General features: G+C 70.9%; 2 protein-coding genes and 1 pseudogene. 2 read left to right on the forward strand and 1 reads right to left on the reverse strand.

Translation table 11 applies throughout. The annotated features are described in order from the left end of the window. Positions 1–96 precede the first annotated feature (96 nt). Entirely contained in the window at positions 97–1,104 is a 1,008-nt protein-coding gene (locus AB0M20_RS36175; RefSeq protein ID WP_364305129.1) for an MFS transporter, read from the forward strand. A 19-nt stretch (positions 1,105–1,123) separates the two neighbouring features. Here the strand turns inward: AB0M20_RS36175 and AB0M20_RS36180 are convergent, their stop codons facing one another. After that, complete coding sequence (locus AB0M20_RS36180) at positions 1,124–2,356, reverse strand: aminotransferase class I/II-fold pyridoxal phosphate-dependent enzyme (protein ID WP_364305128.1); 1,233 nt, start codon at positions 2,354–2,356, stop codon at positions 1,124–1,126. 250 nt (positions 2,357–2,606) lie between these two features. On the opposite strand from AB0M20_RS36180, the pseudogene AB0M20_RS36185 reads away from it, so the two are divergent. Next, positions 2,607–2,804 (forward strand): annotated as a pseudogene (locus tag AB0M20_RS36185) (arabinan endo-1,5-alpha-L-arabinosidase); the annotation flags it as partial.

Genomic DNA, 2,804 nt, shown 5'->3' on the forward strand with positions numbered 1-2,804 from the left:
CGCAAATGAAATAGATTGACCTCCCAATAACACCACGTAGTTATTGGGAGGTCAATCTATGAAATGCGATTAAGCTTTTTCTAATTCATCCTGCTGATCGCAGCGCGGGCAGTGCAGGGCTTCGGCGCCGCGCTCATCGTGCCGGCGGCGCTGTCGCTGCTCGCCGTCACCTTCCCGGAAGGACCGGCCCGCTCCCGCGCGCTCGGCGTCTTCGGCGCCGTGGGCGGGGCGGCCGGCTCGGTCGGCGTCGTCGCCAGCGGCCTCCTGACCGGCGGCCCGGGCTGGCGCTGGGCGTTCCTCATCAACGTCCCCGCCGGCGTGGCGTTCATGGTTATCGCGGCGGTGTTCCTCGCCGCCGATCGGGCCGACGGGCGCACCTCGCGCCTCAACCTCGCCGGGCCGGTCACCGTGACCGCCGGGCTGCTGCTGCTGATCTACGCGTTCCACCACCCGCTGTGGCTGCCGGTCGCCGCCGGGCTCCTCGCCCTGTTCGTGTGGACCGAGCGGCGGTCCGAGGCACCTCTCGTGCCGGCCGCGATCCTGCGGAACCGGCCGCTGGTCGCCGCCAACATCACCGCGTTCCTGGCCAACTGCGCCCTGATGTCGTTCATCTTCATCGGGTCGCTGCTGATGCAGCAGGCGCTCGGGTACTCCCCCATCGTCACCGGGCTGGCCTGGCTGGCCACCACCGTCACCATCCTGCCCGCCTCGATGGTCGGCGCGCGGCTCGTCGCGGTCGTCGGGGTGCGACGGCTGCTGGTCACCGGTCTGGCCGTGCTGGCCGCCGGGACCCTGTGGCTGGCGAAGGACCCGGTCCACGCCGACTACCTCACCGATCTGCTGCCCGCCTTCCTGCTCGCTGGGCTCGGCTTCGGGCTCTGCGGCCCGGCGCTGCAGATCGGCGCCCTGACCGGCGTGTCCCGATCGGCGGCCGGTCTGGCCTCCGGCCTGGTCGAGACCATGCGCGAGATCGGCGGCGCCGCCGGAGTGGCCGCGGTGTCGACCGTCCTGGTGGCCGCTGCCGGCGGATTCCGCGCGGCGTTCGTGTGCATCGCCGTGCTGGCCCTGCTGGGCGTCATCACCACCAAGGAAATCAAGTCATGACCGGGCGGCGGCCCGCCGGCTACGAGTGTGTCGCGGCGGGTCTGCCGTAGGTGGCGGTGAGGGCCGCGTCGAGGTCGGCGATGAGGTCGTCCGCCGACTCCAGGCCGACCGCCAGCCGGATCAGCCCGTGCTCGCGGAAGGGCGCCGCGAAGGCGTGCGCCTTGACGCCGGTGTACTGCTCGTAGGCGATCAGCGTCTCGTCGTGGCCCAGGGAGACCGCGGAGGTGATCAGCCGCAGGTCGTTGACGAAGCGCACCCGGTCCTCGTGGCTGCCGGCGAGGGCGAACGAGACCACCCCGCCGTAGCCGCCGCTGAACTGAGCCGCCGCACGAGCGTGCTGCGGGTCGCCGGGCAGGCCGGGGTACGCGACGTGGGCGACCCGGTGGTCGTCGTGCAGGAAGCCGGCGATGGCCGAGGCGTTGTCGCAGTGCTGCCGCAGCCGCAGCGGCAGGGTGACTGACCCGCGCATGATGAGCCAGGCGTTGAACGGTGCGATGGCACCGCCGATGTGGTGCAGCGCGCCGGTCTTGACCGCGTCGATCAGTTCGCGCGAGCCGATGACGGCGCCGCCCATCGCGTCGCCGTGGCCGTTGATGTACTTGGTCAGCGAATGGATCACCAGATCCGCGCCGAGGCTCAAGGGCCGCGCCAGCGGCGGTGGGGTGAAGGTCGAGTCGACGGTCAAGCGTGCGCCGGCGGTGTGGGCGATCGTCGCGAGCGCGGCGATGTCGGGCACCCTCAGATCGGGGTTGGCGATGGTCTCGGCGTGCACGAGCCGGGTGGTGGGGCGTACGGCTGCCCGCACCGCCGCCAGGTCGGTGATGTCGACGAAGTCGACCTCGACGCCCATCTTGGCCGGCAGCAGGGTGTCGAACAGTCCCTGGGACCGTCCGTAGACGACGTTCGAGACGATCGCGTGGTCACCGGGGCCGATCAGGGTGAAGAAAGCGGCGTGCAGGGCGGCCATGCCGGTGCCGAAGACCGCCGCCGCCTCGCCGTTCTCCATCGCCGCCAGCTTCGCCTGCAGGCCGAGCTGGTTGGCGCCGGACTCACGGGTGTAGACGAGAAGGTCCGGGTCGGCGTCGTCGAGGCTGGTCGGGTCGTCGGGCAGGAGATAGGAGTTCGCCATCACGATCGGGGTACGGATCGCCCCGGTCGTGTGGTCGGGGCGGTTTCCGCCGTGCACCGCCCACGACTGCTCACCCAGCGTGCGGTGGTCGTGCTTGTCCGGACGGGCGGAGGGTGTGCTCATCGCTGTGCCTTCCCGGTGATCGCGTCATGCCGAGGCTAGGTCATCGCGGGATCGGGTCCCGCGACCCGCGCCCGCCAGCGTTCGCAAATCGCGAAGAGCCGTTTCCTGCGGAAACGGAGATCGGCGAAATGCAAATCACTGCAACTCATTGACCGTCATCACTGGGCGACGGAATATCGGCGCATCTCCGCCGCCACGGCCGCCTCCCCCCGGGCGCCGCGGCGGTTCCCCCATCGACGGAGGTAACGCCATGCACCGATCACGCCTCGCCCGCATCCTCGCCGTCCCGGCGACGGCCCTGATGACGGCGCTGGTGGCGGTGGCCGGGACCGGGTCGCCCGCGCTGGCCGCGTACCCGAATCCCGGTCTTGTCACCGGCGACGTCCTGGTCCACGACCCCACCGTCGTCCGCCGCCCCGGCGGCGGCTATCTGGTCGCCCACACCGGC

Origin of the sequence: Actinoplanes sp. NPDC051633 (assembly GCF_040681735.1) — a bacterium.
GTDB lineage: Bacteria > Actinomycetota > Actinomycetes > Mycobacteriales > Micromonosporaceae > Actinoplanes.

Coding starts and splice junctions, on each gene's coding strand:
- AB0M20_RS36180 (WP_364305128.1), bottom strand. CDS start 2,356: ATGAGCACACCCTCCGCCCGTCCGGACAAGCACGACCACCGCACGCTG.